Source organism: Streptomyces sp. NPDC053673 (assembly GCF_055585225.1).
This window is the reverse complement of the sequence record NZ_JBVJKN010000005.1, coordinates 90,341-104,608: the sequence shown is the minus strand read 5'-3', so window position 1 is coordinate 104,608 and position 14,268 is coordinate 90,341. Positions and strand designations below refer to the sequence as shown.

Genomic DNA, 14,268 nt, shown 5'->3' with positions numbered 1-14,268 from the left:
GGCTCGTGGCTCGCGGCTCGCGCGCATGGCCCGCGGCTCACGGGCGCAGCCGGGCCGCCCGCATCTGGAGGTAGCGGGTCTCGGGCACGCTGAGGGTGCCCTGGGCCGCCCGCTGGTAGGCCGCACGCGCGGCCTCCGCGTCCCCGGCCTTCTCCAGGAGATGGGCGCGTACGGCGTCGAGCCGGTGATGACCCGTCAGCCGGTCCTCCAGTTTCGCCACTTCCGCCAGCCCCGCCTCCGGGCCCGACACCATCGCGACCGCCACCGCCCTGCCCAGCTCGGCCATCGGATCGGGAGCGCGGCTCACCAGAACGTCGTAGAGGGCCAGGATCTGCGGCCAGTCGGTGTCCTCCGCCCGTGCCGCCTCGTCGTGCAGGGCCGCGATCGCCGCCTGCAGCTGATACGCGCCGGCCGGGCCCTCGGAGAGCGCCTCCTCCACCAGAGCCGTGCCCTCGGCGATCGCGTCCCGGTTCCACAGGGAGCGGTCCTGTTCGTCGAGGGGAATCAGCTCGCCGTGCGGGCCGGTGCGCGCCGCGCTGCGGGCCTCGGTGAGCAGCATCAGGGCCAGCAGCCCGGTGACCGGACCCTCCCGGGGCAGGAGCCTGCGTACGGACCGGGTCAGCCGGATCGCCTCATGGGCGAGGTCGGCACGGTGCAGGGCGGCCCCCGATGTCGCCGTATGGCCCTCGTTGAAGATCAGGTACAGCACCTGGAGCACGGCGGCCAGACGCTGGTCGCGGTCCTCGGGACCCGGCTGCCGGAACGGCACGCCCTTGATCCTCGCCTTGGCCCGGCTGATGCGCTGCGCCATCGTCGCCTCGGGCACCAGCATCGCGCGGGCGATCTCGGCCGTCGTCAGACCGCCGACGGCCCGCAGGGTGAGCGCGATCTGCGCGGCGGGCGTCAGCTCGGGGTGGCAGCAGAGGAACAGCAGCGTGAGGGTGTCGTCATCGGACGGGGCCCGGTTCTCACCGGGGGGCGGTGCGGTGAACGCGTCGCGGGGCGTGAGCTGCGCGGCCGTCTCCTCGCGCCGCCGCCGCGCCTCGTCGCTGCGCAGCTGGTCGGTCAGCCGGCGCGAGGCCACCCTGATCAGCCAGCCGCGCGGATTGTCCGGCACACCCTCCTCGGGCCACTGCTGCGCGGCGGCGAGCAGCGCCTCCTGTACGGAGTCCTCGGCCGGGTCGAAGCGTCCGTACCTGCGTACCAGCGCGCCGAGGACCTGCGGCGCGTGGCGGCGCAGCAGGTCCTCGACGTCGGTCGTACGCGTCACGGGCACAGATCGCCTCCGCCGTCCTGGATCGGACGGATGACCACCGGGTAGTCGGGCGCGCCCTCGGGGACCGGGCACTGGGTGATACGGGCCGCGATCTCCGTGACCCGGTCGAGGCTCTCGCAGTCCAGTACCCAGTACCCGCAGAGCAGCTCCTTCGTCTCGCCGTAAGGACCGTCCGAGATCACGGGCCGGCCGTCCTTGCCCGCGCTCACGAAGCGGGTCTGCGCGGGCTCGACCAGCCCCTGCGCGTCCACCAGCTCCCCCGACTCGGCCAGGTCGTTGTTGACGGCCTCCATGAAGGCGAACATCGCCTGCAGGTCCTTCTCGCTCCAGACCGGGCTGTGCTCGGACGCCTTGCCGCTCATCGCGTCGTAGTCGGCCTGCGAGCCCTGGACCATCACCAGATACTTCATGGTTTCGCTCCCTCGGGTGGGATGCCGCCCCTTGTGGGCAACTCTCACAGGGGACGTCGGAGCCGGAGCGGTGTTCTCGACACCTCGGAGAAGATTTTTCCCTCGTCTGCGGGTACACGCCTGCGGGCACACGTCTGCGGGTACGGATCCACGGGTACGCCTCTGCGGGTACGGCGGCTCCCGAATCCATCCGTGGGGAAACACCAGCAACAAGAGGGCAAGGTCACAGCCGTCCGCTCTGCTGCTCATCCGTAAGCCTGTCCTAGCATCCGAGCATGACGGTTCTGCCCGAGGACGGGCTTACGCTCGCCGCCGATTTCCCGGACGCCACCCACGAGCAGTGGCAGCGCCTTGTCGAAGGCGTGCTGCGCAAGTCGGGCAAGGACGTGTCCGGGGACGCGGCCGAGGAGACGCTGGCGACGACGCTGGAAGACGGGCTCGTGGCCCGGCCCCTGTACACCGCGCGGGACTCCGTGCCCGAAGCCGGATACCCGGGCTTCGCGCCGTATGTGCGCGGTGGCAGGCCGGTCGGCGGCTGGGACGTACGCCAGCGGCATGCGCTGCCGGAGCCCGCACGCGCCAACGAGGCCGTGCTCACCGACCTGGAGAACGGCGTCACCTCGCTGTGGCTGACCGTGGGCGGCACCGGCGTGCCGGTCTCCGGTCTCGCCCGGGCCCTGGACGGGGTCTACCTCGACCTGGCGCCGGTGGTGCTCGACGCGGGGGACGAAACCGCCGCGGCCGCGGGTGAGTTGCTGCGGCTCTACGAGGAGCGGGGCGTCTCCCGTGACGCGGCACGCGGAAACCTCGGCGCGGACCCGCTCGGGCACGCCGCCCGTACCGGCGGCCCCGTACGCCACGTGGACGAGGCCGTGGAGCTGGCGCGGCGCTGCCACGAGGAGTACCCGGGGCTGCGGGCGCTGACCGTGGACGCGCTGCCGTACCACGAGGCCGGGGCCTCCGCCGCCCAGGAGCTGGGTGCTTCGCTCGCGACCGGTGTGGCGTATCTGCGTCACCTCACCGGAGCAGGTCTTACGGTCGACGCGGCCTGCCGGCAGCTGGAGTTCCGGTACGCGGCCACCGCCGACCAGTTCCTGACCGTCGCCAAACTGCGCGCGGCCCGCCGGCTGTGGGCCCGGGTCGCCGAGGTGTCCGGGGCCACCGGAGCCGACGCCGGGGACGCGGCGGCGCAGCGCCAGCACGCGGTGACCTCGCCGGTGATGATGACCCGCCGCGACCCGTACGTGAACATGCTGCGTACGACGATCGCCACCCTGGGCGCGGGCGTGGGCGGGGCCGATGCGGTGACCGTACTGCCCTTCGACCACGAGCTCGGCCTGCCGGACGCGTTCGCCCGCCGGATCGCCCGGAACACCTCCTCGATCCTGCTGGAGGAGTCGCATCTGGGCCGGGTCGCCGACCCGGCCGGTGGCTCCTGGTACGTGGAGCGTCTCACCGACGAACTCGCCGAAGCAGCCTGGGCGTTCTTCCAGGAGCTGGAGCGGGCGGGCGGCCAGGAGGCGGCCCTGCGCTCGGGTCTGGTCGGCGACCGGCTCGCGGCCACCTGGGCGGAGCGCAAGAAGCGTCTCGCCAAGCGCCGCGAACCCATCACCGGCGTCAGTGAGTTCCCGCATCTGGCGGAGAAGCCCGTCGAGCGCGAGCCCGCGCCCGAGGCGCCTGAGCATCCGCAGGGCCTGCCCCGGGTGCGCCGCGACGAGGCGTACGAGGAGCTGCGTGCCCGCTCCGACGCCCATCTGGCCGCGACCGGCACCCGGCCGCGTGTCTTCCTCGCCGCGCTCGGCCCGGCCTCGGCGCACACCGCCCGGGTCTCCTTCGCCTCGAACCTCTTCCAGGCCGGCGGCGTCGAGCCGGTCCACGACCCGGTGACGGTCGATGCCGCCACGGCCGCAGAGGCGTTCGCCCGCAGCGGGGCGACCGTCGCCTGCCTCTGCTCCAGCGACGCGCTGTACGAGGAGCAGGCCGCGGAGGTCGCCAAGGCGCTCAAGTCGGCGGGCGCCGAGCGGGTGTTCCTCGCGGGCAGGCCCGGCGAGCACACCGACGTCGACGACTACGTCTTCGCGGGCTGCGACGCCGTGAGCGTCCTGTCCTCCGTCCTGGACCGCATGGGAGTGGCGGCGTGATGCAGATTCCTGACTTCTCGGAGGTCCCCCTGGGCCCCGGAGCCCCTGCCGAGGCCACGGAGGAGCAGTGGCGAGCGGCCGTGAAGGAGTCGACCGGCAGCAGCGCCGACGACCTGCTCTGGGAGACCCCGGAGGGCATCGCCGTCAAGCCGCTCTACACCGGCCGTGACGTGGAGGGCCTGGACTTCCTCGGCACGTACCCGGGTGTGGCGCCGTATCTGCGCGGGCCCTATCCGACGATGTACGTCAACCAGCCGTGGACGATCCGCCAGTACGCCGGCTTCTCCACCGCCGAGGAGTCCAACGCCTTCTACCGGCGCAACCTCGCCGCCGGACAGAAGGGCCTGTCGGTCGCCTTCGACCTGCCCACGCACCGCGGCTACGACAGCGACCACCCGCGCGTCACCGGTGACGTCGGCATGGCGGGCGTCGCCATCGACTCCATCTACGACATGCGGCAGCTCTTCGACGGCATCCCGCTGGACAGGATGACCGTGTCGATGACCATGAACGGCGCCGTGCTGCCGGTGCTCGCGCTCTACATCGTGGCGGCGGAGGAGCAGGGCGTACCGCCCGAGAAGCTGGCCGGGACCATCCAGAACGACATCCTCAAGGAGTTCATGGTCCGCAACACCTACATCTATCCGCCCCGCCCCTCGATGCGGATCATCTCCGACATCTTCGCGTACACCTCGCAGAAGATGCCGCGCTACAACTCCATCTCCATCTCCGGCTACCACATCCAGGAGGCGGGCGCGACGGCCGACCTGGAGCTGGCGTACACCCTCGCCGACGGTGTGGAGTACCTGCGGGCCGGGCGGGACGCGGGGCTCGACGTCGACGCGTTCGCGCCCCGGCTCTCCTTCTTCTGGGCGATCGGCATGAACTTCTTCATGGAGATCGCCAAGATGCGGGCGGCCCGGCTGCTGTGGGCCAAGCTGGTCAAGCAGTTCGACCCGAAGAACGCCAAGTCGCTGTCTCTGCGCACCCATTCGCAGACCTCCGGCTGGTCGCTCACCGCCCAGGACGTCTTCAACAACGTCACGCGTACGTGCGTGGAGGCGATGGCCGCGACCCAGGGCCACACCCAGTCGCTGCACACCAACGCCCTCGACGAGGCGCTGGCGCTGCCGACCGACTTCTCCGCACGCATCGCCCGCAACACCCAGCTGCTGCTCCAGCAGGAGTCGGGCACCTGCCGGGTGATCGACCCGTGGGGCGGCAGCGCGTACGTCGAGAAGCTGACGTACGACCTGGCGCGGCGGGCCTGGCAGCACATCCAGGAGGTCGAGGCGGCCGGCGGCATGGCGCAGGCCATCGATGCGGGCATCCCGAAGCTGCGGGTGGAGGAGGCGGCCGCCCGTACGCAGGCCCGTATCGACTCCGGCCGCCAGCCGGTCATCGGCGTCAACAAGTACCGCGTCGAGAACGACGAGCAGATCGACGTCCTCAAGGTCGACAACTCGTCCGTGCGCGCCCAGCAGATCGCCAAGCTGCGGCGACTGCGCGAGGAGCGTGACGAGGCGGCCTGCCAGGACGCGCTGCGGGCGCTGACCGAGGCCGCCGGGCGGGGCCCGGGGCCCGGCCTGGAGGGCAATCTGCTGGCGCTCGCGGTGGACGCGGCCCGCGCCAAGGCGACGGTCGGCGAGATCTCGGACGCCCTGGAGAAGGTGTACGGACGGCATGCGGGCCAGATCCGTACGATCTCCGGCGTGTACCGCAACGAGGCAGGGGAGTCGCCCTCAGTGGACCGCACCAGGGGCCTGGTCGACCGGTTCGAGGAGGCCGAGGGGCGCCGTCCGCGCATCCTCGTCGCCAAGATGGGCCAGGACGGGCACGACCGCGGCCAGAAGGTGATCGCCACCGCCTTCGCCGACCTCGGCTTCGACGTGGACGTCGGCCCGCTGTTCCAGACCCCGGCCGAGGTGGCCCGGCAGGCGGTCGAGGCGGACGTGCACATCGTGGGCGTCTCGTCGCTGGCGGCGGGCCATCTGACCCTCGTCCCGGCGCTGCGCGAGCAGCTCGCGGAGGAGGGCCGCGACGACATCATGATCGTCGTCGGTGGCGTGATCCCCCCGCAGGACGTGCCCACGCTGCTGGAGATGGGTGCCGCGGCGGTCTTCCCGCCCGGCACGGTGATCCCCGACGCGGCCTACGACCTGGTGCAGCGGCTCGGCGCGGCCCTGGGCCACGACGAGCTGTAGCCGCGGATGGCCATCGACCTCGACAGCTATGTCAAGGGTGTGCTCGACGGGAAGCGGGCGTTCGTCGCCCGCGCGATCACACTCGTCGAGTCCACCCGCGCCGACCACCGCGCCCTGGCCCAGCGGCTGCTGACCGAGCTGCTGCCGCACACCGGCAGGGCACGGCGGATCGGCATCAGCGGGGTGCCGGGGGTGGGCAAGTCGACCTTCATCGACGCCTTCGGCACGCTGCTCACCGGTCTCGGGCACCGGGTCGCGGTGCTGGCGGTCGACCCCTCATCGACCCGGACCGGCGGCTCCATCCTGGGCGACAAGACGCGTATGGAGCGCCTCGCCGTGGACCCGGCGGCCTTCGTCCGGCCTTCGCCGAGCGCGGGCACGCTCGGCGGGGTGGCGAAGGCGACCCGCGAGTCCATGGTGGTGATGGAGGCGGCGGGCTACGACGTGGTGCTGGTGGAGACCGTCGGCGTCGGCCAGTCCGAGACGACGGTGGCCGACATGGTCGACTCCTTCCTGCTGCTCACCCTCGCCCGTACCGGCGACCAGCTCCAGGGCATCAAGAAGGGGGTCCTGGAACTGGCCGACGTCATCGCCGTCAACAAGGCCGACGGGCCGCACGAGCGGGACGCCCGTGCCGCCGCCCGTGAACTCGCGGGCGCGCTGCGCCTGATGCACCCGGCCGATGCCGCCTGGACCCCACCGGTGCTGAGCTGCAGCGCCCGCGAGTCCACCGGCCTCGACACCGTCTGGGACCGGCTGGAAGCGCACCGTACGCTCCTGGACGCCGGCGGCCGGCTCGCCGCGAAGCGCCGTGACCAGCAGGTCGACTGGGCCTGGGCCATGGTCCACGACGAACTCCTCGGCCGGCTGCGCTCCCATCCGGCCGTACGCGAACTCGCTCCCGGCCTCGAACAGCAGGTCCGCGAGGGCGAGTTGACGGCCACGCTGGCCGCCGAGCGGATCCTGGCGGCGTTCGGCGACCGGACGTGACTGTCAGGCCGGTCACGGACACCGCGGACGCCGTGGACGCTCCGTAGCGGGAGGGCCTTGGGGCGTGGGGAGTGGTCCCGGGAACGCCCGCGGGCCGGCCGGCCACGAGAACATCGTGGCCGGCCGGCTCGGTGAGGTGTCCCCCGCTGAAGGCTGCCGGACGGGCCTATCGGGCCGTTCCGAAGTCCTGAGTCCAGTAATGGTTGGGCTGCGCCAGGCCGACGCCGATCTCCTTGAACTCACAGTTCAGGATGTTCGCCTTGTGGCCGGGGCTGGACATCCAGCCCGCCATGACGCTCTCGGGGGTCTCGTAGCCGTAGGCGACGTTCTCGCCGTAGGTGCTCCAGTTGTAACCGGCACGCGTGATGCGGGTACCAGGATTCGAGCCGTCAGAGCCGGTGTGCGACATGTTCTTGTGGGCGGCCATGTCCGCGCTGTGGGCCTGGGCGGCCTTGGTCAGCTTGGCGTTCACGGTCACGGGGGAGCATCCGGCCTTGCTGCGCTCGCTGTTGACGAGTGCCACGACGCGGGCCACAGCCCCGGTCGCCGGCGCGGCGGTCTGCGGAGCGCTCGGAGCCGCGGTGGGGGCCTTCGGCGCCGGTGCGGCTGCTGTGGGGGCCTGCGGTGCGGGCGCGCCTGCGGTGGGGGCTTGCGGTGCGGGCGCAGTCGGCTCCGCACCCCACTGGGGCTTCCCGGTCTGCTTCCACCAGTTGTCGGAAGCCGCATTTCGCCAATCGCCACGCTTCCCGTGCCCGTGGGACCAGCTTCCCCTGTCTTCCGGCTGGTCCATGCAGGCCCAAGCGGCGGAGGGCACACCCACGGCGGCTGTCGCGACGACGGCGATCGTTATCTTCCGGTAGTGCGTCTTCCTGCGGTGCTTCCTCATGCGTGACCTCACTCGGTATTCGCGGAGCGCCTCCGGGTCGGGCCGGCTCGGACACAGAACCTGTGCCTGAGCTGCGGAGACGCCTTCCGGGCCGTCATTCTTAGGACCGCCGCGCACGCAGGGCAACGAGCCTCGGTACTACGACTGGTCGTAGCGTCGGACGGCTCTTGAAATGGGCGTAAAGCCGTGCTGGTCCTGCTTCGGGCATTCCGGAAGTTTCTGATGCTCCGTCAGAAGTCCTTGTTCGCACCAGGAACGGGCGAAATCGCCGAGCGGACAGAAGGTCATCAAAGCCTGCGCGAGGAATGTCTATGCCAAGACGGACAAATGTCAATATGTCGCCAAGGTGTCGTCTACTATTCCGCGGGCCTAGTGCCGGAATGTGGCGTGACGGATGTCACGGAACCATGGGCCCGATGCCGTGAAAGGCGCCTCAGTCACGTGATCGGCCACGTGTCCGTGCGTCCGTGTCCGTGCCGCGGGGTGGCGTCCGTGGTGTCTGTGGCGTGGCGTGGCGTCCGTGGTGTCTGTGCCGTGGCGTCGAGTCCGTGGCTTTCCGGGGTTCCGTTGCCGCTGCGGTGCGCCTGGGCGCAAGCTTGTGGCATGGCTGCTCAGGACGGCCCTACGCTCATCACTTCCGTACAGCGAGCCTTCCGTCTGCTGGAGGCCGTGGGGGCGCACGAATGCGGCGCCCCCGCGAAACAGCTGGCGCGCGAGGCGCAGCTGCCCCTGGCCACCACGTATCACCTGCTGCGCACGCTCGTTCACGACGGGTACCTGCGGAAGCTGGACGACGGCGGGTTCGTCCTCGGGGACAGGCTGCACGTGCTGCACGCCGCAGGCCGTGGGCAGGAGCTGCTCAGCCGTATCCGTCCTGCGCTCGCCGCTCTGCGGGACGAAGTGTCCGCCGCCGCCTATCTGACCTTCTACGAGGAGGGCGAGATCCGGGTCGCCGAGATCGTCGACGGTCCCCGGGCGCCACGGGCCGACGTGTGGGTGGGATTCGAGGACGCGGGGCACGCCACGGCGCTCGGCAAATGCGTGCTGCGCGAGCTGGATGGCGATTCCCGGAACGACTATCTCTCCCGGCACGCCCTCGCCGACCTCACGCCGCGCACGTTCACCCGCCGTTCCGCTCTGCTCCGGCATCTCGACGCGATGCCCACCGCGCCGGCCGTCACGGACCTGGAGGAGTACGCCCTCGGAACCGTCTGCGTCGCGGTGCCCGTGTACAGCGGGCACAAGCTCGGGTCGCTCGGCGTCTCCCTCCCGGTGGACCGGATCTCCCGCATGGAGGCGATCGCAGAGCGGCTCGGTCCGGCAGCGAGTCGCGTGACCAGGTGCCTTTCGCTCACTATCTGAAAAACCTGACCTTGCGGCTCTCGCGCATCTCCCTGTTTTCTGAATGAAACGGACATTTACGTTCCGGTGCGGGTCGCCGCGAGCGGGAGAGAGTTGCGAAAGAGGACATGAGCCACGCCCGACACCACCAGCGTGACGATCAGTGCGAGCATCAGCCGTCGTGGCAGCTCAGCAAGTGGCTCAGCGACTCACTCGGCATGCGGCTCATGTCTGCGAAGCGCCTCACGTCTCCGGGGCGGTTCACGTCTGCGGGGCGGTTCACGTCTGGGCGGCCGGTGCTGCCCGTGCGGCTGACCGCCACGCACCTCGCGATCTGCGTGCCCGGTGTGCCCGTCCTGCTCGTCTGCGCCGTCGCGCTGGCCGCGTTCGTCAGCGGAGCCGGCACGAGCTGGTTGCCGCTGCTCGCCGTCGGGCCCGCGCTGGCCGCCGCCACCAGCAGGCCGTGGGGAGTCCTCGGTGTCGGCTTCCTGGCGGTCGGGCTGGGTGCCGCGCTCGCCTCGCAGGGCGGTGAGCCGGGCCGCGAGGCGCTGATCGTGCTGTGCGCCCTGGCCGCCGTGACTCTGACGAGTGGTCTGGCCAGCACCTTGCGTGTGCGCCGCGAACGGGTACTGGCCGCCGTCCGCTCGGTCGCCGAAGCGGCCCAGCATGCCCTTCTCAAGCCCGTGCCCGCGACGGTCGGCCCGTTCCAGGTGGCCGTTCGCTACAGCGCCGCCGCGGCGGAGGCCCGGATCGGCGGGGACCTCTACGCGCTGGTGCCCACTCCGTACGGGGTCAGGCTGATCGTCGGCGACGTGCGAGGCAAGGGGCTGCCCGCGGTGAGCACCGCCGCTCTGGTGCTCGGTGTCTTCCGCGAGGCCGCCTGGGACGAGCCCGACCTCCTCGACGTCGTCGACAGGATCGAGCGGAGTCTGGCGCGCAATCTGGACGCCGACGACTTCGTCACCGCCGTGGTCGCGGGGTACCCCGAGACCGGGCGCATGGAGGTGGTCAACTGCGGACACGCTCCGCCGCTCGTGGTCCGCGATTCCGGCGTCATGACCGTCGAACCGGTCCGTCCGGCTCCGCCGCTCGGACTGCGCGACCTGACCGGTGAGACCCCGAGTCTCCAGGTGCTGCCCTTCGCCGACGGTGACCAGTTGCTTCTCTACACCGACGGTGTCATCGAGGCCCGCAACCACGACCGTGAGTTCTACCCGCTCGTCGATCGAGCGGCGCGGCACGTGTCGGACGAGCCGTCCCGCACCCTCGCCGCGCTCCACGAAGACCTGCTGACTCATGTCGGTGGCCGGCTCCACGACGACGCGGCGCTGCTCCTGCTGAGGAAGTCGGCCGCTGTCGGCTCGACGGCCCCTGCTGCCGGCCCGACGCCCGCGCTGACGCAGCCGTCCGCACCCTCCGCACCGGCCGCACCGTCCGCAGCAGGGCGCTGATGTACAGAAAGGTTGACGTCATGTCGGCGCCTCATTGTCGACACGGCCGGTAACCGTTCGCTGTCACACCTCCGGCGTGCCCCTCACCCCGCGAGGAACTCTGGTCATCGTCGGGGGCGAAGGCGGCGGGCGGTGGCTCGGAGGCACGGATCGCGTGCTCCGGGCGCTGCTTCTGTCGCCCTTCGTGCGGCAGAAGGTGCGCGGGCTGTTCTCCCAAAACGACTGCCCGTCCTCCGATCCGAGCACGACCGACCCCTGGGTGTACACGGCATCAATGCGCGGATCCTCCTCAGGATCGACGCTCTCGTCGTCCTCCTACGGCGGCGGCTCCCGAAGTGAACGGGGCCCCGCCGGGGCCCCGTCAACATCCTGAGCGCCAGTGGACCGGGATCGGAACAGTCGGTGCCCCACTGGCACTTCCATGTCGCTCCCCGGTGGGTGGACGACGGGATCTCGACCTGGCCGACCGGACAGTCCAACCACCGCCCCATCAGCGACCCGGGCACGCGACTGGCCGGCGCTCTCAGCTCTGGCCGGCATCACAACCACCGAACTGCCCGTCCTATTTGCCGCCCTCCGGGCCGTACCACTGGAGGTCCTGACCTGTCACTGCGGCGATGCACTCGAAGTCGTGGTCGCGGTGCAGGAGGGTGAGCCCTTGCAGCTCGGCCGTCGCGGCGACGACGAGATCCACCGCGCCCGCGCTGCGATGCTTGCCCTGTTTGGTGAGGGCCTCCTGAACCTGCCAGGCGCGGTTGTAGGCGCGGTCGTCGACGGTAACCCAGCCGAAGATCAACCGCATGTCTTCGATGCCGCGTGTCCGGTCGGCAGTCGACCGGGCGCTGTAGAAGAACTCCAGCTCAGTGATCGGGCAGGTGGCGATGAGACCGGCGGCTGCCGCCTGGTCCCAGCCGTACCGCTCCGCATCCCCACGCATGAAGCGCGCGAGCGCGCTGGTGTCGATCAGGAACTGCGCCGCGTTCACCGACGGTAGTTCCTCTTGTTCTCGAACAGCTCCAGGTCGAAAGCGCCCTCGTCCGCCGCGGCGCGAAGCCGGGTGAGCGCCAGGGCGCGGCGTCGGTTCTCCAGCACCTCGCGCAGTGCGGTGTTGACGGTCTCCTTCTTGGTGCTCGTTCCCAGGGCTTTCGCCACGTCGGCGACCAGCTCGTCGTCCAGATCGATGACGGTCCGACTCATCCTGCACCCCCTAGATATCAAGTATGGAGACAAGTATATCTCGCTTGGTCCAGGGGCGCGCTGCACGTGCCGTGCACGCGGTCTACGCGGGCATGACGCTGTGGATGCGGGAGAGAGTGAAGACACGCTCGGCGTCTCGCAGGTGGCACCAGGCTTCGAGATAGGGCGGGTCGAGGGCGAGGCGGCTGAGGGTGCGTACGGTGCGGCTTCCCGAGGTGGCGATGTACTCGACCGTGATGGCGGCCCCGGCGTCGAGGGCATGGGCGAGCTGGCGGACATCGCTGTACGACAGCCGCTTCGTGTACCCGGAGACGATTTCCTCGGTGTCGGTGCCGTAGGGGACTCCGCTGCCGAATGGGTCGGGGTCTGGGGTGTCCGGCGGGGTCGTCAGCAGTCGGACGGCCAAGGCGTTCAGGTCGACGGTGGCCGGAGCCTTCGCTGCGCGGGTGGCCGCGCTCCGGAGAGTCGCGTCGCCGCCGGTCCTGCGCGGGGCCGGGACGGGGGCGGTGGCGCGCTGAGGCCGGGCCTTGTCAACGCGTACGGCTCCCTCGGCCGTTTCGGCGACGGGGGCGTAGCCCTCGGCGCGGAGCGCGGTGAGGGCCTCCTTCAGCGGACTGCGGCCGACCAGCACCGTCGGGGCGAGCCGCCGCAGGCCGAGTCGGGAGAGTTTGCGGTTGGCTGCGATTTCGGCCAAGAGGGCGGGCTCCTCGCCGTGGATGACGCAGGTGGCGGGGGCGATGCGTACGTGGCCGTGGCTGCGCGCGGTGTCGGCGATGAGGTAGGACAGGGGCTGCGGCAGAGGCCCGGTGGCGGCCGCGGCCAGGTCGGCCGCGATGCCGTCAGGGGTGTGGCCGGCGTCCAGGGCCCGGCGGACGCTGCCGGCGCTGAACCGCCACACCGAGGCCGTGCCGCTGGTCTCCCGGTCGGCGACGGAATCCAGTAGCGCGGTGAGCCGCGCGGTCGGGGTGCCGGTGACGACGGCGGTGAGATCGGCGCCGATCCGGGCCGTCGCGGTGGCCTCGGGCAGCAGCCGCCGACATGTGACGGCCAGGCCCTCCGCGTCGTCGGCCAGCAGAGCGGCGCCGAGGTCGGACAGGGCGCCGCGGGCGAGTACGCCGAGCAGCTCGGCCTCGCGGATCGCGGCGCCGAACGGTGTTCCGCCCTGCGGCGACGGATCGGCGAGTGGGCGGTGCCAGGCCACGAGCGGCCCCAGATCCGTAGTGGCCCTCGCCCCCTGCCCCGCAGGGAGCTCTGCCGCCGCGGCGAGCAGCCCATGCCGGGCCTGCAGGCAGCCGCCGCAGGGCGGCGCCCCGGCGAGGACGGGGAGTGCCTTGTTGTCCTCGTCGCGCGCCTGGGAAGGGGTGAGCGCCAGGTCCCGCCACGCCCGAAGCAGACCGGCGAACTGCTCCGAGGGTTCCTCCGCCGCCCAGGCGTCGTACGCCTCGGTGGGTGCGACGTGGTCGCCGTCGCGTCCCAGCAGTCCGGCCGCGTACGCGGTTTCCAGGGTGATCCGTACCACGGCGTCATCGGCCTGCGTGACCTTGCCGATCCGGGTGAGCTCACGTGCGCCGATCCCGCCGGACTTCAGCCGGGCCGGCGGAGACGCCGAGCAGGCCGAAAGGACCGTGGCGGCATGGGCCGCGAACGACGTGGCCGCGACCGCCGCCTCTCGATCCACTTCCGCCTCGGTCACCGACGCCAGTCGCACGGAGGGCGGGGCTGCCTCGAATGGGGCGTTCCAGCCGGGCCCGCGCAGCGCGAGTGCCACCTCGACGGGCATGCGGGCCGGACCGTAACGGCGTCGGTCCTGAATGAGGAGTCCGCGGTCCAGTGCCCACCGCTCGCCCGGTTCGTGTTCGGGCCCCGGAGCCCCGAACACGATGAACCGTGGCTCGCGCGGAGCAGAGCGGGCGTGGCGCTCAAGGAGTTCGCGGGTCGCGGCAGGCGCCTTTGCGACCACCGAGGCGACCAGTTCCGGATCGCTGTGGTGTTCCGCCAGGGCGGTCAGCCGCTGCGGCTTGCTGCCCGGCGGCTTGATGCCCAGTGCCGCCAGCATGCTGCGCAGCTCGTCGGAGGTCGCGCCCGCGAGCAGCTGTTCCAGCGGAGCGTCCAGCGCCAGGGGCGCGTCCCATGCCTGGCGCAGCGGTCCGGCCATGCGGAGCTCGCCCGCGCCGTCCGGCCAGACCAGAGCATGATCGGCGAGCACTTCCAGCGCGGCGTCCGGTGCGCGAGTGGGTTTCCTCGTCCGACGCCCCCAGTAACTCCCTCAGGGCGTCGCGCGACGCCGGCGTGCCCAGCGCCGCCATCGCCTCGGCCACCTGGAGGTGCGGCAGCGCGAGCCGCGGCAGGGTCAGTGCCACCGGTCCCGGGCG

Annotated in this window: 11 protein-coding genes; 5 read left to right on the top strand and 6 right to left on the bottom strand. The window is 71.4% G+C overall.

Annotated elements, in window-relative coordinates; all coding sequences use genetic code 11:
* Positions 1-37 precede the first annotated feature (37 nt).
* Positions 38-1,270, bottom strand: a complete 1,233-nt coding sequence (locus ACZ6ZQ_RS09880) for an RNA polymerase sigma factor (protein ID WP_469768039.1) — start codon at positions 1,268-1,270, stop codon at positions 38-40.
* Positions 1,267-1,686 (bottom strand): YciI family protein, encoded by a 420-nt coding sequence (locus tag ACZ6ZQ_RS09875; RefSeq protein ID WP_469768038.1) that lies wholly within the window; start codon positions 1,684-1,686, stop codon positions 1,267-1,269. Before ACZ6ZQ_RS09875 ends, ACZ6ZQ_RS09880 begins: the two co-directional genes overlap by 4 nt.
* A gap of 275 nt (positions 1,687-1,961) precedes the next feature.
* Here ACZ6ZQ_RS09875 and mutA point away from each other — a divergent pair, with 275 nt between their 5' ends.
* The 3 genes from mutA to meaB are packed head-to-tail and all read left to right on the top strand — an operon-like array spanning position 1,962 to position 7,021.
* Positions 1,962-3,827 (top strand): methylmalonyl-CoA mutase small subunit, encoded by a 1,866-nt coding sequence (gene mutA / locus ACZ6ZQ_RS09870; protein WP_469768037.1) that lies wholly within the window; start codon positions 1,962-1,964, stop codon positions 3,825-3,827.
* Positions 3,827-6,031: a methylmalonyl-CoA mutase gene (gene scpA / locus ACZ6ZQ_RS09865; RefSeq protein ID WP_469768262.1), complete on the top strand. Its 2,205-nt coding sequence runs from the start codon at positions 3,827-3,829 to the stop codon at positions 6,029-6,031. The genes mutA and scpA overlap by 1 nt, the downstream gene beginning before the upstream one ends.
* Positions 6,032-6,037: 6 nt before the next feature.
* Complete coding sequence (meaB, locus tag ACZ6ZQ_RS09860) at positions 6,038-7,021, top strand: methylmalonyl Co-A mutase-associated GTPase MeaB (RefSeq protein WP_469768036.1); 984 nt, start codon at positions 6,038-6,040, stop codon at positions 7,019-7,021.
* A 166-nt stretch (positions 7,022-7,187) separates the two neighbouring features.
* Here meaB and ACZ6ZQ_RS09855 read toward each other — a convergent pair whose 3' ends face one another.
* A complete protein-coding gene (locus ACZ6ZQ_RS09855) occupies positions 7,188-7,907 on the bottom strand; it encodes a CAP domain-containing protein (protein WP_469768035.1) in 720 nt (239 codons plus the stop codon).
* Between the two features lie 603 nt (positions 7,908-8,510).
* Here ACZ6ZQ_RS09855 and ACZ6ZQ_RS09850 point away from each other — a divergent pair.
* Both ACZ6ZQ_RS09850 and ACZ6ZQ_RS09845 read left to right on the top strand, forming a co-directional pair.
* Positions 8,511-9,269: an IclR family transcriptional regulator gene (locus ACZ6ZQ_RS09850; protein WP_469768034.1), complete on the top strand. Its 759-nt coding sequence runs from the start codon at positions 8,511-8,513 to the stop codon at positions 9,267-9,269.
* A gap of 107 nt (positions 9,270-9,376) precedes the next feature.
* A complete protein-coding gene (locus ACZ6ZQ_RS09845) occupies positions 9,377-10,699 on the top strand; it encodes a PP2C family protein-serine/threonine phosphatase (RefSeq protein WP_469768033.1) in 1,323 nt (440 codons plus the stop codon).
* Positions 10,700-11,261: 562 nt separating this feature from the next.
* On the opposite strand, the gene ACZ6ZQ_RS09840 is transcribed toward ACZ6ZQ_RS09845, so the two are convergent.
* From ACZ6ZQ_RS09840 to ACZ6ZQ_RS09830, 3 genes are all read right to left on the bottom strand, one after another.
* Complete coding sequence (locus ACZ6ZQ_RS09840; RefSeq protein ID WP_469768032.1) at positions 11,262-11,684, bottom strand: PIN domain-containing protein; 423 nt, start codon at positions 11,682-11,684, stop codon at positions 11,262-11,264.
* On the bottom strand, positions 11,681-11,896 hold the full coding sequence (locus ACZ6ZQ_RS09835; RefSeq protein ID WP_183066302.1) for a type II toxin-antitoxin system VapB family antitoxin: 216 nt from the start codon (positions 11,894-11,896) through the stop codon (positions 11,681-11,683). The genes ACZ6ZQ_RS09840 and ACZ6ZQ_RS09835 overlap by 4 nt, the downstream gene beginning before the upstream one ends.
* A gap of 82 nt (positions 11,897-11,978) precedes the next feature.
* Entirely contained in the window at positions 11,979-14,102 is a 2,124-nt protein-coding gene (locus ACZ6ZQ_RS09830) for a helicase-associated domain-containing protein (protein ID WP_469768031.1), read from the bottom strand.
* Positions 14,103-14,268: the final 166 nt, after the last annotated feature.